Raw genomic sequence first — 19,010 nt, 5'->3', positions numbered from 1 at the left:
TTGCGTGTCGCGCGACACGTCGACCGTGATCCGGTAGCTCCGCCACCCGGCGCTGATCCGAAGGACCGATCGCATGCCCACAGAACTCCCGTCCGGCCTCCAGAAGGCGCTGGAGATCGTGGGTGGCCAGCCGTGGCCCGAAGGTGACGAAGACGGTCTGAACCGGATGAGCGCGGCCTGGTCCCAGATCGCGAAGGACGTCGACACATTCGCCGACGCGGTGAAGAGCTCCGCCACCGGCGTCACGACGAACATGCGCGGCGACTTCGCCGACGCATACGCCGAGTACGTCAACTCCAAACTGCTCCCCGCCATCGAAGAGCTCCGCAAGAGCTCCGAAGCCCAAGCGAACCTCACCAAGAACACCGCCGCGGACATCCAGTACGCCAAGATCAGCATCATCGTGCAACTGGTCATGCTCGCGGCCACGCTCGCACTGTCCTGGATCCCGGGAATCGGGCAGGCGCTGGTCGCCGCGGCGGCGGCCACCGCACGCGCGGTCATCATGGCCATCATCCGCCAGGTGATCATCAGCATCGCCAAGGGCATCGTTCTCAACACCGCCTTCGAACTCGCCCTGGACGCGGCGATCCAGGGCATGCAGTTCCTGACAGGTCAGCGCACCGACTGGAACGAGGAGTTCACCAAGGGCGCGGCGATCAGCGGTGTCGTGGGCGGCGCGGCTGGCGGGGCCTTCGTCGGGGCCATCAAGGGGCTCGGCAGCTTCGGAGCCGGTGGCGCCTTCGGCTCGGCGGTCAAGACCGGCCTGAACAACATCGGCGGCAAGCTCACCTACGACGTCGTCAAAGCCTCCGCTGAAGGCGGCGGGGAAACCCTCGGCGAAGCAGCCTCCGGCGACGCCAGCCACAGCTCCTTCACCTCCGCTGCGCTGGGCTCCCTCGACGGCCGCGGCGGGCGCGGCGGCCGCGGAGTCGGCAATTACGGCAACGGCTCCCCCAACGTCGACATCGGCGATGTCACGAAGGGGTTGGACAACCTCGCCAAGGACGGCGGCCCCGGCCCGAACGTGACGACCGAGTCGTCAGGGCCCTCGGACGCCGCCAGCCCACCCCCTGCCTACAGCCAGAGCGACTCCACTGGCGCGCCTCCTGACTACAGCGAGACCAACACCGACACCGCGGGCGCGCCAAACAACACTGGCACCGGCAACTCCGGCCAGTCCAACACCAGCGAGACCAACACCGGCGAGACCAACACCGGCGAGACCAACACCGGCGAGACCAACACCGGCCAGTCCAACACCGGCCAGTCCAACACCGGCGAGACCAACACCGGCGAGACCAACACCGGCGAGACCAACACCGGCGAGACCAACACCAGCCTCAGCAACACAAGCCAGTCCGACATCAGCCAGTCCGACATCAGCCACACCAACACTGGCCAGACCGACACCGGCGGGGCGGGCCAGCACACCCCGAACACCGTTTCCACGCCCGATCACCACGTCGCCGACAGCGGCACCGGCACGCCGGACCAGCACGCCTCGGACAGCACCTCGTCCGCATCCGACCGAGGCGGAACCAACGTCAACGGCACCCCCGGCCAGCACGCACCGGTCGGCGGTGTCACGGCCACCCAAGGAAGCAGCACGCCCGGAGCCACCGGCACTCCTGGCCAGAACTCGCTCAACACCGCTTCGGCACCTGGACAGGGCACCCCGAACACCGCGAGCGGGCCGGGACAGAACACCGGCACGCCCGCACAAAACCCCAACACCACCAGCGGGTCCGGTACGCCGAACACGACCAGCTCGCCGAACTCCGGTGCAGCCAACGGCACGACCCCGCCCGGGCAGAACACCCCTAACACCACCAGCGCTCCCCCGGATCCCGGCCGCGTCGACGCAACCAGCGCAAGCCCGAACCAGCCCGATACCGGAACCACCGCGACTTCCACCGCGTCACAAGGGAGTTCGACCCCCGGCACGCCGGATCCGCAGCCGGAGTCCCAGCCCGCAGTCGACCAGAACACGCCGCAGCCGCACGGCCACGGCAACTCGCCGAACGCGGATGTCGGGCGCGGCAGCGGAAACGCCGACCCAAACACCCACTCCCCCGACCCGTCGCCCTCGCAGACCACCAACCGGCCGCCCGGCACCTCCGAAACAGGCGGCGTGGTTTCGCCCGTGGGCCCCGTGACGACTGCGAACACCACCCCGCAGAACAGCACGGGGACCGGTTCGCCCAACCCGACCTCGCAGTCGGCCACCGCGAACGTGCAATCCGGCCCGGCCAGGCCTGTCGTCACGAGCCAGGGCGGGACGACCACACCGCCGGTGCACACCGAATCCACGCCCAGCGACACCCGGACGACCGCCAACCAGGAACGGCCGAACACGACCAACTCCGGTCCGGCCCCAGCGCGGCCCCAGACCGGCACCGCAGCGGCCACGACGTCACAAACCAGTCCGTCGCAGAACACCACTGCGGATACCACTCAGCCGCCGAACCAGTCCCAGAACACGGGATCCACCCCAGCACGGCCGAGCCCACAACTACGCGACCCTTCCGCACAACGACCCGAAACCTCGAAGAGCGACTCGACCGAAGGCCACCCTGTGGCCACGTTCCTCGCCAGATTCCGCACACCGGAACCGTCGGCCAACACGGGTCCGGACGGCAGGACCGAACCCACCGGCAGTTCCGACCGCGGTGGCCAACAGCACTCGGGCGGCGACGCGGACCCCGGAACGCCCGAACGCCAGGAGCAGATCGACGCGGCCGAGTCCCGGCGCGATGCGACGCCGAGCGGTTCCTCCTACCACACCGATCCGAACATGCAGGAACTCGCGCGGCGAGTGCCCGACGACGGCGTGCACCACACGGTGGACGTGCACGCGCTGCCCGACGGGCGGGTGCGCATCGGCGATCACACCTTCACCGCGAAGGAATTCGCCGACATGCTGCGCCGCGACCCGAACTGGGACAGCAGCAAACCGATCCGCCTTTTGTCCTGCGACGCAGGCACCAGCGGCCTGGCCCGTGACCTCTCCCGGGAGCTCGGGGTTCCGGTCACCGCCCCCCGTGGCCTGGCCTGGACCGACGACACAGGTCGGGTCTTCGCCAGCGACACAGGTCAGGACGGCCGCCCCGGCTGGCCCCCGAACGGCGGCTGGGACACCCACCGCCCCGACGGCACCACGACACCCGCGGGCAACGACGGCTTCCACTCCGCCCACGACAGCGACGATCTGGGCGAAGCCCCAGATGACGCCGGGGCCCGAGGCAACTCCGGCCGGGACCCCGGCGACGGCCACGAGCAGCGGCATGTCGCGGAACAGCCACCCGCCATGGACCCCGCCACGGCGAACGACCTCTACGCGAGCAACCGCGCTATCCGCGGGTGGCTGGATCAAATCGGCGGCGAGTGGCCCGATGTGGCGCGCGACCACGTTGTCCGGCTGAGCGACGTTCTGCCGGAGTCGCATTGGTGGCGGATGTACATCGATCCGCAGCACCATTTCGACGCTCAGGTTCAGGACTGGGCGAATCCGGGGGGTCTGTACGACCACCAGCGCTCGCCGGGATTTCAGGAGGGCATGGTCAATGCCTACCGATCCTTCCTGGACGACCCGGATACCTTGCGTCGCCCGATGAACTGGGACGAATACCTCAACATGCACAGGTCGGCGTCCCAGCACGCCCGCAGCAGGGCCGCGGACCAGACCGACTTCAACGTGACGGGAACCGACCCGGACGAACGCGTCTTCCACCACCTGGGCGCCGAGCGACCTGCGGATGATCTGCTCACCGAACAGGTCGATGGGGTTGCGCTCGTTACCCAGCAGCGGTTGGAGGACATGCCAGCGGACCAACGCGCCAATGTGATCACCACGCTTTCCCCGGAGAACGGGCATCTGGCGCTCGGTACCGCCTACCGCGCCGAACGCGTGCCGAACCTGGTCAACGCGGTGTTCCGCCAGTACTACGACAGCATCGAGCAAGCTCATACCGAACATGAACGGCTGCGAGCGATTGCCCAGGCGGTGCGCACTCTGCACGTGATGCACCTGTTCGGTGACGGCAACGGCCGGCTCAACGTGAACTTGCTGCTGCCAAGGCTGTTGCAGACCAACGGTTTCCAGCCGGTCATCACACCCTCGATGTCGCACCTGTTCTCCGGCGGTTTCTCCCTGGACCAAATCGCGACCGCGCTTCGCTGGGGGCAGGACCTCGATCTTCGCAACGGTCTGGACGACATGCGCGGCGACGTGCGGATCGACATTCCGGACCTCGACGACGGGGGATGGAGCAGCGACCACGGAGACTCGCTCTTCGGCGGGTTGATCAAGGACGATTCCGCCGACGAGTTCTTCCCGTTCGGCTCGCTCGACCAGGCCGAGCAACAGCCCGCCCCGCCGTCCGAGCCGCACACCGCCGACACACCTGGGGCGAACGACCGAAGCTCCGCCGATGACCTCGTGCGCGATCTGCGCGACGAATCGGCTGGCCGCCACACCACCACCGTCATTCCGAAGCAACACTTCACGTCCGAGCAGCAGGCGCTGCTCGACATGCACGGCGTGGAGGCCGTTTTCACCGGCGGCGGTACCACGCACGACAACTTCCGCGAAGCCGTCGCCCGGAGCTTGCCGGACAACGCACCCAAAGAACACGCCCGCATCACCGGGAAACTCAACGACTTCGCCGCGCACAATCCCGGCAACACCGATTTCGCCGCTCTCGCCCACGCCGCGGACGTGCAGGTCCACGTTCTCAACCCCAACGGCACATGGGACAGCTACGGTCCGGAAACCGGCCGTCCGGTCCACATCGTCAAGTCCACGATCGACGGCGTGGACGCGTACCTGGGCACCCGAGAGGCGGTCCACATCGGACGACCATCGGTGAGCTATCCGGGCTCCACGGTGATCCGGTCGGAGGACCAGGAAAGGCACGTCATCCACCGCGGTGAGTTCGAGGTCGAGACGGTCAAGGGCGAGCACTACGTGCGCCTGTACACCGCCGTCCTGAACCCCGTCACCACCGACTCCTCGTTCAAGGACGTGCACCAGCACCCGGACGGCACCGTCGAGCCGTTCATCGGCGCGGAGAAGAAGAGCGTCTTCTGGGTGGGCGGCGGTCGGCCGCTGCGGGCAGTTCAGTGGGTCGCCAAGTACGAGCACGACGTCAACCGCAAACCCGACATGCAGCCCGTGCTGCGGTCATACCTGGTGCCGCTGGGCAAGTTCACGGAAATCAGCCAACGAGCCATCGTCGAGCCGGTGTCCAAGGACAACGAGCTGTCCCTCAACACCGACCAGCGCGGTGATGTCAACCAGTTCGGCCTGCGCGGCGAGGACTTCGAACAGCTTCAGCAGCACACCCTCAAGGGATCGCTGGTAACGTACACGCAGAGCGGACGCGATTACCAGTTGCGCGAGGTGGCAGGTCGGCAGGAGGACATCTCCGATCTGCACGTGCGGCTCGGGCTGCCCGAGGACTTCGACTCCGCCGAGTTCGGCCGGGAGAACGATCCGTGGTTCAAGTGGACGCCCGATGGCCGGAAATACTTCCGCAACGACCCGGAAGAACTCAACGACCTGGCAGAACGGCTTAGCGAGTTCTACTACACGTGGCACAACTCACCGGCGAGTTCGTCAACCCATCCCGCGGACACGGGTCCCGGCGCCGGGCCCCGGTCTGATCCGGCCGCGAACGCGCAGCGGGAGCGGATGAACGTCTTCCTGAACACGCGTGGTCCGGGTCGGGAGACGGTTCGCCAGTTCGCGGACGCGATCGGCAGCGCACTCGACACCGCAGTCCGGCAGCGGGTTGATGAGTCCGGCATCCCGGTGAGCACCAAGGCGCTCAAGAATTTCGTGGTCAACGGCGTCCGTGATGCGCTGAAGGTCCCCCACCAGGTCTTGGTCGACGTCACGACGGCTCCGGACCCCACGAAGTCCCCGCACCGGGACACGCTTGAGAACATCCGCAAAGCCATGACCGATGACCCCGGCGTGTCCGCGCGTGCCGCGGAGAAGGTCACGAGCGGACTGCTGGCGCAGTTCGACGCGGAGGTGGGCGAGTCCGCCAGCGCCACGGCGTTCCGGCAACAGCTCGAAAGTGTCGTCAGGACCACGGTCCAGCAGCGGTTCGACCAGCTCCACGAGGCTTGGGGCGATCAGCTGGCGCAGCAGCAGCAGGGCAAGCGCGGCTGGCTCTCCGGCGCGCGGGGCGAGTCCTTCACCAAGGGCGTCATCACCGACCTGGAGAAGAGCCCGCAGCTCAAGGGGCTCTTCCGGGACTCGGACGTCCGGATCGATCGGGACGTCTTCGTCCGGCGGCTGGGCGAGCAATTCGTGCCGAAGGCGCTGAAGGAGATCACGAAGTCCGACCTGGTCGACCGCGCTTCCGCGGAGCTGGAGAACCACTTCCGCACCAGGCAGTCCGTCGTGGCCGATGCGCTTGAGAACGAGATCAAGAAGGGCATGTCCAAGCTCGTTGACCCGACTTTCCGGAAGGACATCGTCAGCGCCGTCTCTCCCTCGTTGCGGGACCCCGGGCTGCTGGACGGCTTCCGGTTCGACGGCGTCAGCCGCGCCGAGGCCGACGCGTTCATGGAAAAGGTGCCCTTCTTCGCCACCCAGGCCGCGATCGGCTCGTTCATCGCGATCGACGAGCAACGGACCAAGGTCGACTTCAACACCCGCGAGGCCGCGCTGGACGAGGATCGCGGCGACGTTCGGGGGCGGCCGTTCGCGAACGAGTTCGGGCGCTGGCGCGCGGAGAACGCGGTCGGTTACACCCAGCGCCACGCGCCCGGCGTGTTCGAGAACCACCGGCGAATCGGCGAGGACCTCAACACCACGATCGCCGAACGCCTCGCCAACCCGGACGGGCACTCGGCGAAAGCGATCCTCGACCAACTGGTGTCCGATCTGGACCGCGGTGTCACCGACTACCACGACCAGATCAAACGGAAATTCGACGAGGTGGTGGTACCCCACAGTGACCCGTACCGGTCGAAGGACCAGGTCCGGCCCAACACCTTCAGCGAACATGCGCAGATGGTGCTCAACCAGTACCTGGAGCTCACCAAGAACGACGACGACGCCAGCCGATTCGTCTCCCGGGAAGCCCTGGTGAAGGCGATCCTGTTCCACGACATGGAGAAGGTGAACTCCAAAAACCAGTTCGGTGACGCCCAGGACAGGCACGACCGCGAGCCCGAGCATCGCGGCGCCGTCACCCAGATGAACCGGCACGAGGGATTGTGGACCAGTCGACGGGAATTCGAGCTGGCGAGGTCCGTGGTCGACTCTGATCCGTTCGGGTTCTACTTCCGCGACATGGGTGTCGACGCGAAGGGCGTGTACGACTTCGTCCACGACCTCGCCCATCGCGCCGGGCGCTCGGACGGAGCCGCGCCCACCGCAGTGGACGTGCGGAACTTCTTCCACGAGTTCCACCAGTACTACCAAGCGGACTTCTCCTCCTACACCAAGTACGCGCGGTTCGTGAACGACACCAGCGGCCAGCTCGACGAGGGCTATACCCAGCTCAGGGGTCTGGCCACCGACGACAACGGCCTGGTCTTGGCGGATGGTGGTCGCCGCTTCGCCTACGATCCGCAGCGGACCACCGGCGCCTCCGAAGCGAAGTTCCAGGCGCTGAGCAAACTCTTCGACGACGCGGTCGAGGCCGAGCAGAAGCACCGCGCGGACTCCGGCCCGGACGAGCGGGACGGTGGTGACCCAGGAAGATCCCCGGACGGGGACGATCGCGGAGCTTCGCAGAGCGACCACCAACCCGAAGGCCCGGAACGTACAGCCCCCATCGATGGGCACAGTGCGCCATACCAGCTGTCGCCATCCAGGAACTCCGAGACGGCCACCGAGACCGGTCATCGCAGCGCCGACACCGCGGTGCCGGTCGCGGAAATCCTGTCCACGCCGGACTTCCCAACCAGCGACGAAGCCACGCGACGAAGCACCACCGGCGGCCTCGTGGACTTCGGTGGATTGATGCAGAGGTGGGCCGAGGTCGGCGGACGCGACGGGGCCCACGGGCAACACGGCAGTACATCCGCGACGCCGAACGAACCCGAATCCACCAGCCCTTCGCCCAACACCACCGATGCCAACTCCATGCACAACGAGCTACCCGACCACCTGCGCGACTGGGTCCGGTGGTCGAACGCGCTAGGCATCAACCAAATCCAACACGACACCGACACGACGGCGGCCAACGACCACGAACCCGCCGACACCCGGCCGTTCCGCGATCGCCTGCCCGAGTACGCCCGCGATGGGCAGTCCCTCGGGTCCGTGGTTCCCATGAACATCAAGGGCGGCAAGCAACTCCACGAGCGGATCGTGGCGATGCTCGGCACGCTCGCCGAGGGTGAGCCGGTCGGTGTCTCCGCCATCACGGGCAGGCTGGGGCGCTCCAGGTTCGAGTCGTTCGTGGGCTCGGGCCGCAAGTCCATGGTGCGGGTCGGCGCGAAGTGGTTCGAGGTGCACGTCCGGGCCGAACTCGACCTCGACTCGGTGACGGCGGACGACGTGCAGCAGCCGTCGTCGCTGAGCGGCGGCGAAGTCACCGACCAGCACCAGGTCGCGCATTCAGACCCGCACACGGACACCGTCGCGCGCAATGTCGGGGTGTCCGGGTTCTTCATGTCCCCCGCCGTCGGCCCGTACGCCTCGCTCGGTTTCGAAGGCCAGTCCGCGGCGCCGACGCGGGAGCACTCCTCCGGCGTCACCACCACGGCCCAGAGCGTGATCCGCCCCAAGGGCGAAGCGCAACGGGCCGACGTCCCGGTCCGCTTCCACGTCACGATCACCGACTCCACCGGCGGAGTGACGGGGTCCACAGTGGATGGTCAGGCGACCCTGCTGCTGCCCACGGACCTGAGCAACATCATCCCGCACCAGCCGACGGAGCAAACCGGTCCGCCGCGGGAGGACTGGGCCGAACGGATCGAGTTCATCGCTCCCGAAGCCGTGCTGCTCGACGAACAGGCCCTGTTCGACGAGGTCAGCAGCAACCTCCATCCGTCCGTCACCAAGTTCGGCGCACACGGGCGCACGGTGTTGCAGAACTTCCTCGGCAACGGGGGAATCCGCACCGCGCTCGCCACGGCACTCTCCGGCAGTCCGGTGGTATCGCCCGATTTGGCGAGCCCGCACGGCAGCTACCGCGAGGCCGTGCAGCTGAGCGCCAAGACGACGGCGGCCGAACTGGTGGGTGTGGTTCCCGGCAAGGGGGAGCTGTACTTCGACGACTCCTCCCAGCACGATGAGGGCAACGCAGCCGCGTCGAAGTCCGCGTTCGGGACCAGCGCCGCGTTCGGCGGCGGCGGCAACGTGCCCGGGGTCGTCTACGGAGTCGCGGGCGCGACCGGTGGTGTGTCCACGAGTGTCACGCAAACCTCGAACAGCGGCACCGGCAGCACATCCGGGAGCGGGCTGAACGTCACCGGCGACATCGGGATGTACAAGCTCGCGGTGGACGTCGAGGTGGTGACCTCCAGCGGGGAGCGGATCACCGCACCGGCCACCGCGTATGTCCGCATGGGCTTGCCCGAGGCGAAGGCGCAGGGGCTGCCGGTGCCGGACGGCACCCGTGACAAGCTCGTCGATTCCGGCGAGCGGTTCGAGCCGCCGTACCTGGCGGCTGCCGCCGCGGCGGGCCACGTGCGCGCTGGCTCCTTCGCCCCAGCGACTCGCGTCCAGCCGCAGATCGAGAACGCGCTGCGCGACCGATCGGGGTTCGCGAAATTCCTGCCTCGCTGGGACAAACTGCAGCGCGACACGGTCAAGGGGTCCGGTTTCGACGCGGCCGAACGCCTCGTGAACCTGCGCAAGCTGACGGCGGCCTTCTCACCGACGGCACTGCGGTCCAAGCTCGACAGCTTGCTCGGGCCGGGTGTGTCGGTGCAGCTCAAGCGGCGCGGGCTGTTCACCGACGAGTTCCTCAGCGTCACGGTCAAGGCGAAGGTGTCGCCCGGCCACCACCTCGGCCAGGCGACCGGTCGGAGCGTGACCGGCACGACGACGACCAGTCCGGCGCTCACCAGCGCCACCACCACGGAGAAGGGCTGGTCGTTGGGCGTGGAGGGCCGGATCATGATTCCGGCCACGAACGCGGGTGTGGACACGTTCACCTCCCCCACCGTCGTTCCGGCGCGCTACTCCGATACCCGGACGTCGAAGAACACCGCCGGGCCCACCACCAGCACGACGACCATCGCGGTCGGCAGCCCGGATTCGCAGGTGTTCGAGCACGACATCGAATTCGACGTCGAGATCACCAGCTACACCCGCGCCCGGCCGTGGGTCCGGCGGTTGACGCCAGGCTCACCGTTCCGCGTCACGCCGACGGTGTCCACCGTGGCGGGCACCGGGCCGGACGCGCCGAAAAAGTTGCCGAAGATAACCGGCAAGGTCGACCTCTGGGTCAGCGATTCCGCTGCGCTGCGGACCGATCCGGCGGAGTTCATGCCCGGCAAGCCCGGTGTGGTGGCGCTGACCGCCAAGGAGACGCCGTCCATCAACGATCTGCTCGACCAGCGGACTGAAGCTCCGGCGTTCCAGGACGTGGCGGCGTTCGCCGGGACCGAGGCCCTGCGCGACGAAGCAGTGCGGCAACTGACCAGAGCTGCCGACGGCGACGGTGTGCTGGGCCTGCCGGGCAGCGAGGCGTACAAGCGGATCGATCGGATGTTCGCGCCGGAGACGTTGCGCGCGGGTCTGCCGAAGCTGCTCGCGCAGGGCGCGCGATCCGGCGGGTTCCGCTACGAACGGCGCTTGGCGGACCGGGTCGGTGCGCTCGGCATGAACATGTCGCTGAGCAACCCGAAGCTGGTGCTCGCCTCCGAAGGCGGTCCCGATGAGACCACATTCACCGGCGGCGGGACGGCGAGCGCGGAGTCGTCGCGCAAGCGCGCTGTGGCCGGTAGCGCCAGCCTCGGCTTCTACGCCCGCTCGTCCGCCGCGGACGCTCGCGGACGCGGGCAGTTCTCCACCGGGATCAACTGGACACCGTGGAGCAGCAAATCGGCGAAGTCCGAGGATCTCGCCGGGAAGGTCGGCCACACGAAGCGGGCGGCGGTCAACGCACGCACAGTGCTGGTGGCCTACGACGCGAACGTGCGGATGGTGGCCGAGACCCGCGAAGAGAGCCTGCTCAACGGTGCGAAGTCGCGCGCGGGCGCCGACGTGCAGCTGCCAGGCTCTGTTTTCGTGCGGATGACCGAAGACCAGGCTCGGGCGGAGGGATTGCTCCCGCCGCTGGAACCGCGCACCGCCGCGCCCGGCACGCTCACAACACCCGCGCTAGTGGGCGAGCAGTCCAGCTCGTTCGGTGCCGCCGTGGTCGAGGACGCTCCCGACCTCACCGAACTCGTCCAGAACGCGCGCACCGCGCTCGGCGGCTCGGGCAAGCGGCTGCTGCCCAAGTCCGTGCTGGACGACTCGATGAACAACCTCCAGCGCTTGCTCGACGTGGCCGCGCCGGAGAGCATCACGTCCCTCGTGGACGGTGCGTTGGACGGCGGTGTGCCGCTGTTGCTGCACGACCCCGGTCTTGTGACCAGCGATACCTACCAAGTGCTCCTCAAGGCGACCGTCACCGACACCGAGTTCCTCGACGTTGTGCACGACGGCAGCCAGGTGGACGACACCGTCACCGCTACGACGGCTTCGAAGGAGACCCACGAGCACAGCTCCTCGTACGGCGGCCAGCTCCGCTTCGTCGGCCGCGGCCTGTTCACCGACAGCAACACCGGGGCCAGCGGCTCAGAAGGCGTGTCCACGGGGAGGTCGGGCACCCGGTCCAAGAGCGACCAGACGACGGTCGCCAACGGGGTTACCACCACCCGGATCGCATCCGCCGCTGGCCCGGCCGCACGCTACCGCGCGAACGTGCGGTTCGACCTCGTGGTGGAGCGCGGCAGCCGGACGTATCCGGTCACCTCGCTGGACACCGAGATGACGGTGCGGTCCTCCGCGGACGACCAGAAGATCAGCGCCGGGGAAACCGGCCAGCAGCGGCCGCACGAGACGACGACCGACGATGTCCCGGCCGAGGAGATCACCCCGGAGAGGCTGAAGGAGTGGCAGGAAGCTGGCCTCGGCAAGTTGCCCTCGACCGCGATGGTCGAGGCGTATCGCGGTGCGGCCAACCTCCGCGCTGCCACCGAGAACGCCCTGCGCACCGCTGGTGCGGGCGACCGGCTCACGAGCGCGGGCACCGGGGCAGCCCACACCCTTGCCACCGCGCTGACCAACTCCACAGTGCTGGCGAATCTGCCCACCATGCTCCACAAGCCGCTCGGCGCGCCGGAACTGCACGAGTCCGCTCTGTTCCGGAACGGGCACGGCAAGGTCGAGGTGTACGGACGGGTCAAGAACCCCGAACTGGCGGCACTCAGCGACTCCGTGACGCTCATGCAGTCCAACTCGACCACGGCGACGTTCACCGGCGATGCCAGCGCGTCCACCAGCGGTGGTGAAATCAGGAACGCTGGCGAGGGCTTCGTCACCGACTCGAACGGCAACTGGCACTCGCCAGGCGGTGTGGACGTGAGCACTCCGGCGCCGCTCACGGATCCGACGGGCAAAGCCGACTCGCAGCGATCCGTGGTGGTGCAGCCGGATGGCCGTACCGCGCTGGTCGGGTTGGACGTGGAGTACCGGGTGGTCGCCGAACGCGGCGGTCGCAAGGTTGCGGTCGATCTGAGCGTGCCGGGGTCGGTCCTGGTGCGGATGACCGCGACCGACCTGTCGCAGCTCGGCCTCGGGCTGCCGGATTCGCTGACGACGTCGCAGGATGCGGTGAAGGACGCGGCCGAGGCGTGGCGGACCGCGGAGCAGGCTGTCGAGCGGGCCCAAAGGAGCGCCGACGACCGGTGGCTCGACCAGCAATCCGGCCTGCAGCGCCTGGCGAAGGCAGCCCCCGCCGGAACACCGGTGGCCGGTGACCCGGTGCGTGCGATGCGCCGGGCGTTGGTCGACGCGGTGAAGGAGGCGCGGGAGATCGGCGCCGCGCTGGAGGAAGGCAACACGGAGCTGCACCGCTTGCGCGAACACGCCCGGGAAGCGCAGGCGGTGACGGACCTGGAGGCCGGGTTGCGGGACCTGGAGCGCCGGCAAGCGGCGGCGCGAGACCGGGCGCGCCAAATCCAGGAGGCCCTGAACGAACACCGCAGCGACTCCGCCGACCAGCGATCCCGCTATGCTGCCGCACTCGACGAGGTGGCAGCCGCCCGCGAAAAGGCCGACGAGGCCCGGCAGAAGTGGTGGGATGCGAAACGCGAGCTCGATCGGCAAATTACGAAGTTCAACCGCTCCCGGACCGCATCGCTCGAAGACACCACCACTGCGGACTCGTCGTCAACGACGAACACCGACCCGATCACGACGAGGTCCACTTCGGACGACTCGGCGCTCACGGCCAACCGCCCCGACGTGCTCAACGACGAGGATGCGTCGGGCGACCGCAGCTCCACTGGTGACAGCGCTACGCCTCCGCTGTCACCGCGGCAGGAGCTGGTCGATTTCTTCGCCCCGCAGGAGCCGTTGTCACCGCCTTCGTCCAGTGCCTCCGACACCATCGGCGATCCGGACAACGCCGACACCTCCGGAGCCGCAACGCGACACTCGGACACCTACCCCCGGACCGGCCATTCCCACCAGCAGGACTCGACCCCACCGAGCACCCCCGCGGAGACGTCGCGAAACCGCAGCAGCGATCCAGCCTCCCCGAACTCCGAGCGCTCGACCAGCACTCCGCGTGAGCAGACGGACACCGGCACGACCAGCCACGTCGTACTGGCCGTTCCGGAATCATCCGAGTCGCAGGCGCGCATCGACGCCGGCGCACCCACCGAAGCGCAGCAGGAGGAGACCGACTCTTCCGCGGAGCGCGTCGTTTCCTCGGACGGCGACGAGGGGTCGCCTCAGCGGTGGGCCGATTTCGCGGGACCTGGCGGGTCCTTCGGTCCGTCCAGCAGTGGATTCGCACACCCGGCCACCGCAGGCACGATCCAGGGCGTCGATGCGGACGACTCAACCATCACCTTCCGCCCGGACCAGTTGCAAAGCGCTCCCGTCGTCGACGAGCACGGCACGACGATCGGCGTTCTCTTCCACCGCGCCCCCTCAGACGCCCAGCGAACCCAAGCATGGGCCCAGACGAACGTTCTGGCCAGCGACACCGAATACTGGTCCGTGCCCGACCTCGGCACCGGAGACTGGGACCAGGACCCCAGCGCCGCGACCTACCAAACACCGTGGCGGGCCGCACGCGAAGGAGACCCGCTGTACGTCTTCGCGCACGGCACCCATCACGAGTTCACCACCATGGTGAACACCCCCCACGGCCGACGGAAAGTCTTCCTCCACGGCGACGACCTGGCCAACGCCACGGCGGCCAATCCCTACTTCAGACAGGCCGCCGCCGCGAACCAACACGGCCCGATCGTGCTCCTCGCATGCTCCAGCGGCGCCGCCCAAGCCACCTCCGGAATGGATTTCGCCAACACGATCCACGGGCACCATCCCCGCCTCGGCAACCGGCACGTCTACGCCCCCACCGGCGACTTCGGCAACAACATCTGGACATACCCCGATGGCCGGACGCACGGAGTAAGTGCGATCGAAGACCCCCAGTCCCGCGGCGGATTTACCCAATTCCCCGCATGGCGGACCACCCACCAACCCGTCAACACCAACACTTGGACAGCCGGAAACCGCGGCCACGGCACGGCCCATGCTGGTTACCAACACCCGGTCCGCTGGGGAGACCACCGCGGCAACGACTCCAACAACACCCCGACGGAAAACGACCCACCGGCCACGACGGCGCAGCAGACCGCAGCCAGCGATCCGGCCCCACAACCACAGCCGACCCAGCAGGACCCGGTCACCGAACCACCGAAGCAGCCGGACGAGGCGCACGTCGAGACGGACCCGGCAGTGCTCAGCCCGGAGATCACGCAGTCGCATGGCGGGCAGCTGAAAGCGGATGCCTTCTTCGTCGACCCGGATTTCCGGTCGTCAGCGGAAGACCGCCACGAGTTCCGCACGCTGTTCGAGTCCTATGAGGACTACGCGGTTGACACGCGCGACATGGTGGCGCTGGATGACATCCCCGAAGAGGACCTGGTAGCCGTCCACGCCTACACCAAGACGGATTTCTACGCGGCGGTGAACCAGGCCCTGCGCAATGACGACGAAACGGCGCTGGCCAAGTACCAGGCAACCATCCGGTGCATCACCTCGGGCCTGAACCAGCTGCCCAAGCACGAAGGCGCTCTCGTCCGGGGCATCGAGGTCGATGACAGCGGCCTCGGTCCCCTGCTGGCGAGGTACACCCCGGGGGCCATCGTGCGGGAGTCCGCCTTCACCAGCGCTTCGGTCGAATCGATCACCAACGGCAACGTCGAATTCATCGTGCATTCCCGCACCGGTCGATCCGTGCGCGACGTTTCGTTGGAGCACCGGTACACCGAGGCGATCTTCACACCTGGCACCGAGTTCAAGGTGATGTTCCAGAATCCCGGCGGAAGCCGACCGAACGTCGCCTGGACCATCGGCCTCATCGAGAACGGCTCGGAAGTCGAAGCACCGCCCGCCGACACCCCGAGCGACGTGTCAGACCTGCGCAACGCGATCCAGAGCATGCTCGGATTCAAATCCCGCGACACCGACGTGCTCGGTCGAGCAATGCTGATCGCCAACGAGCACGAATTGCTCGAACTGCACCAGCGCAACGAACCGAACCCGGAGCAGGCGAACGCAGCGCTGGTCAAGTCCATCAACGAGATCAAGGCCAAGATCGCCGACGGCGGCATGGCCGCGGGCCGGGAACATGCGCAGCACATCGCTGGTTCGTCGGCCCAACGCCCAACCAGTCCCACCGCACCCGAACCCACCAGTCCGGAAGAAACCGCACGCGAACACCCAGCGGCCACGGCGACCCCGCAGCGATGGTCAGGCACTCCGGTTGACGGGCCACCGACGGAGACCGCGTCCCTGGAAGTCCTGGCCGACCAGTTGTCCGCCGACGTCCACCACTCGCCGTCGGTGATTGCTGAAGTGGGATTCGAACTGGAGCTTCCTGGGGTGCGAGTTCCGTTCAGCTCCCGGGGCGAGGTCCTGCTCGAAGGCATCGGGTGGAAGCTGGAGACCGACGACATGATGATTTCCGCTCCTTCCGATCTGGAATTCGTGCTGTCGCCCATGTCCAGCATGCGCCAGATCGAAGAGGCGATGCGGGACATCGTCGGCGTGGTCTCCAGGATGCGCGAGCTTACGTCGACCGATCGGACCTTCTCTCTGTCAGCGGCGGCCAGCGGGTCCACACGACAGGTGTTCATCCGCAAGGACACCCCCGTGACGGTCGAGGACATCCGGTTTCGAGCGCGTATGCAGTCGACCTACGGAATCGGCCTTACCGACATATCGAAGGTCATCGACGAACTGCTGACGGAGAAGCAGGCCGAGGCGATTCATAAGAACACTGAAAAAATCCGCCGGTTCTACGCGGAGAAGCATTCGGAACCTTTGTCGAGCAACGCCAGCGGATTCGTGGAGTTGCTCGCCATGTACCTGGAACGCGCTCAGGCCAAGACATCGCTTGGCGGGGATGTCCATGCACTGTTCCGAATGAACTCCCGAAGTGATTTCGTCTCCATCCACGACAAGTTGCTGACCGAGTCCGACCGGCAACAAGTCCGCAGGCTGCTGCTTGCGGATCCGGGGCAGGACGTTCCGGACTTCATGGCGGCGCTGGGGCGCAAGCAATCCGATATGGTCTTCGCACGGCCTTACACGGACATCTCGGGTAGCGCGAAATCCCCCGGACCGCGGACTGTCGACTGGTTGGATTCGATCGTGCACGGCCGGAATGAGGGAGCGTTCAAGAAGGATCTGATGTCCCCGCCTCCCGGGTACCCGTTGCACACCGGTGATCTGGATGTCGATTACGGCATGGGCGCGATGGGCGTGGACGAGGTGAACGGCCTCGTGCTGTTCGAAATCCGCGGCGCCCCGTACCGGCCGGAAAACCTGCCGTTGAACGGGCGGGCCTTCCACGCGGTGGCCCGCGAATACCGGAACGCCACCCGCCACAACAGCTCCCTGCTGCCAGATCAGCGGGCCGCTTCGCCGCAGCCCCGCGCCGAGGAGTTCGCCGAGCGGCTCAACCAGGTATGGACGAACCTCTCCGTCCTCCAACAGACCGTCACCAGGCAGGGCCAAGGGTTGACGAACCGGGCTTGGCAGTTGATGTCCAGGATCAGCATCAGCTCGCTGGATCGCATCAACGAGATCGAGCAAGCACCGATTCCCGCCGGAATGGAAGGCGTGCTGTCCCGGCTTGGCGAGGTGGAGAACGCTTTGCGGTCGCTGCGAGACGTTCGCGTTCCCCTGACCGACCCCGATCAGGTCCTGTCGCTGATGCCGGATTACGACGCGGCGTTGCGGAACTTCGAACAGGAACTGTGGAATGCCGAAGACGACCTGGGATCATCTTTTGTGGACGATCGCGGACAGCCGGTCCAGCAGGACCTGGCCACCGAACCACCGGGGCGGTCCGCAACGCAGCCGAACCCGGACCTGGGTACGCCGGAGTCGAGCCAGTCGTTGGCGAGTTTCCTGGCACCCCAACGGACGGACACCCCTGGCACACCACCGGTGGCGCAGGTCCCGCCGACCGCAGGTCCGGCTAGCACAGCTCAGGACGTGCCGAACACGACCAGCACGCCCGACGGCGCGGTCACGTCCGGCGAAACCACGCCGGGCCAGGGCGATGTCGACACCACCAGCGGCACGACGTCTTCCTCAGACAGCTCCTCCAGGACCGACGGCTTTGGGCCGACCGACGACAGTCGCCCCGTGCGTTTCGGCGACTCGCCGACCAGGAATCCCGCGCCGGACCCGGCCGTTCCCGTGCACGGGCGGGGAACTAGCTCGGTCCTCAACACAATCTCCGGCGCGTTTGTCTCACCCGAAAACGTTCAGCCTCAGCCGGTACGCGGAATTACCTCCCTTCCGTCGATCAACGCCGACACACGTGGCGCGAGCGGGTTTGCCAGCACCTATTTCCCCAACCTGAGATACCTCAACCCATCCAGGGACATATACAACTGCACTCAAACCATTATCGCGGTCGACGAGATGCTCAACGGCAGGCATGCGCCAGCGCCGGAACTACCCGCGCACCTCCGAATCGGAGCCAACGTCGACAGAAACCACCCGCTTCGACAAAGAAACCCCTGGGCACAGCCGGTCAACGTGGAAACCTGGGATCAGGTCATCCACATGGCAGCCCAAGTCCCCAACAGCCGGGGATACGTCATCGTGTACCGCGCCGACCGTTCGGCACACGTCATGAACGTCATCAACACACCACGAGGCGTCGTTTTCCTCGACGGCCAATCCGGAAGACTGGGCAGGCTGGACCCAGACATACACAGCGTCACCTACTTCCAGTACTATCCATCGATTGAACCCGTACCGATGATGCAAAGCGGACAACTATTTCAGCCGGGAAGGTGGCGGCCGTACTGATGAACAAACAAGACGTCGTAGGTATCGCGACGCGATTCGTTGCCGATCAGATCGGACCCGATCTGATACATCCAAGTGTTGGAAAGATAGTTATCGAGGAAGAATTCGTCGGCGAACACGAGCTAGCTTGGACGGTGCCTTTCAACAGTGTCGCGTTCCTGGAGACCGGGGATTTCGACAAGGCTTGCATTCCGAGCATGATCGTGGTTCCCAAGGATGGCGGTCCGGCCTTTTTCCCGCCAACTTCCCGGCCTGTCATGGAGTTCTTGGAAGACGTCCGAGAAAGCGGCCGGAAACTGGGAGCATGGCGCGATCTTGGCACCACTCGCCCATCCCCGGATGACTTGCCAGATGGTGGTTTTGGCGACTCGGCGGGAATCTCGACATCGAAGCCCGCCCCGTCAACCGAACCCGAACCCACTGAGCCTTTCCGGGTAACGGCTCGCGACTCCGGGTAACGGCTCGCGAC

Annotated in this window: 2 protein-coding genes; both read left to right on the top strand. The window is 67.0% G+C overall.

The annotated features are described in order from the left end of the window. The first annotated feature begins 73 nt into the window (after positions 1 to 73). Positions 74 to 18,541, top strand: coding sequence for a DUF8616 domain-containing protein (locus tag MOQ72_RS08545; protein ID WP_277953745.1), 18,468 nt, complete (start codon positions 74 to 76; stop codon positions 18,539 to 18,541). Next, complete coding sequence (locus tag MOQ72_RS08540) at positions 18,541 to 18,999, top strand: YrhB domain-containing protein (RefSeq protein WP_242181698.1); 459 nt, start codon at positions 18,541 to 18,543, stop codon at positions 18,997 to 18,999. The genes MOQ72_RS08545 and MOQ72_RS08540 overlap by 1 nt, the downstream gene beginning before the upstream one ends. Positions 19,000 to 19,010: the final 11 nt, after the last annotated feature.

Origin of the sequence: Saccharopolyspora soli (assembly GCF_022678645.1) — a bacterium.
Taxonomy (GTDB): Bacteria; Actinomycetota; Actinomycetes; order Mycobacteriales; family Pseudonocardiaceae; genus Saccharopolyspora; species Saccharopolyspora soli.
Note: the sequence above shows the minus strand (reverse complement) of the source record. Positions and strands in the feature narration are given on the sequence as shown.